This window comes from Pseudoalteromonas sp. TB25 (assembly GCF_000497995.1).
Lineage (GTDB): Bacteria > Pseudomonadota > Gammaproteobacteria > Enterobacterales > Alteromonadaceae > Pseudoalteromonas > Pseudoalteromonas distincta.
Map to the genome: position 1 here is coordinate 1 of NZ_AUTI01000004.1, position 1376 is coordinate 1376.

A 1376-nucleotide genomic window follows, 5' to 3' on the forward strand; every position below is an offset into this window, starting at 1 on the left:
GCGCAGTAGCCAAAACTGTTTGTTTAACCATGCTTTTAAGTTTTTAGCGGGCTTAAAGTTACTGGGTATAACAACACTCATTAAATCGTTTTGCCAGTGTTTGCTTATTATATGCGGCTCGGTAGGTGTGCCTTCAACCAGTGCTAAATCGATAGTGCATTCTAGTAAGGCAAGCTCAATTTGCGCGGTATTGGCAACTTGTACTTCTACTTTTATATCTGGGTACTGCGCGCAAAATTTAGCTAAATAGGGCGGTAGCCAATAGCTGGCAATGGTTGTACTAGTGCCTATAACGAGCGTGCCACGCTTAAGCCCTGTGCGTGATTTAATATCTTCAATGGCGGCTTTTTCAATGGCAAAAATGCTACGTGCATGATCATACAAGGCTTGGCCGCCCTCGCTTAAGGTAAGTTTTTTGCCTTTAGATGCACGCTCTATAAGTTGAATATTTAATTGGTGCTCAAGCTCTTTTAGCGCTTTAGATACAGCCGGTTGGCTTATAAAAAGCGCCTCGGCTGCGCCTGAAAAACTACCAAGCTTTGCTACCGTATAAAACACCCGTAGTGCGTGCAAGTTCATTGTGCCTCTCAAATCACATAACCTTAAGTTATCGAATCATGATTTTAATGTATTGGAGTTATATTTTGCGCTTTCTTAAAATGAAGTCAACAGTTTAAAGTTGTTCAATTGAGAGAATATTATGCTTAGCGCTATTAAAAATTTGGGTATTAATACTAAGCAATACGGCGATACGCGCTGGTGGTTAGGTATGCTGCTGGTGGTTGTTTTGGCGGGAGCATCTGTTGCATTAAGTAAGTTACCCATAATGCAAAGTGCGCAATTTAGCTCTTTAACTATTGGTATAGTGCTTGGCATTATTGTGGGTAACAGTGTGTTTTCGCGTATTGCTACGCAAACCGATATAGGTGTTGATTACGCTAAAAGTATATTGCTTAAAGCGGGGGTTGTGTTGTTTGGGTTTAGAATTACCTTTGCGCAAGTAGCGGGTGTAGGCTGGGAAGGCTTATTAATCGATGTTGTAATGCTGTTAGGCACATTTATTTTGGCAGTGCAGCTAGGTAAGCGCGTATTTAAGCTTGATGAACAAACAACCATATTAATTGGCGCGGGTAGTTCTATTTGTGGTGCCGCTGCGGTTATGGCAACTGAGCCTGTAATAAAAGCGCAGGCGCATAAAGTATCGGTAGCTGTAGCAACGGTGGTGGTGTTTGGCACGTTAAGCATGTTTGCCTACCCAATCATGTTTGATTACATGGGGCTGAGTGAACACGCTTACGGTATTTTTGTAGGCTCAACTATTCATGAAGTAGCGCAAGTGGTTGCAGCGGGCACAGCTGTAAGCGCCAATGCTGCAG

At 42.7% G+C, this 1376-nt stretch carries 2 protein-coding genes; one reads left to right on the forward strand and one right to left on the reverse strand.

Annotated features, from left to right (window positions below):
- Positions 1 to 579, reverse strand: a 579-nt coding sequence (locus L652_RS0100045) for a LysR family transcriptional regulator (protein WP_024594919.1), incomplete at its 3' end; no start/stop codon positions are given.
- A 121-nt stretch (positions 580 to 700) separates the two neighbouring features.
- Here L652_RS0100045 and L652_RS0100050 point away from each other — a divergent pair.
- A partial coding sequence (locus tag L652_RS0100050) for a putative sulfate exporter family transporter (protein WP_024594918.1) occupies positions 701 to 1376 on the forward strand: 676 nt, incomplete at its 3' end.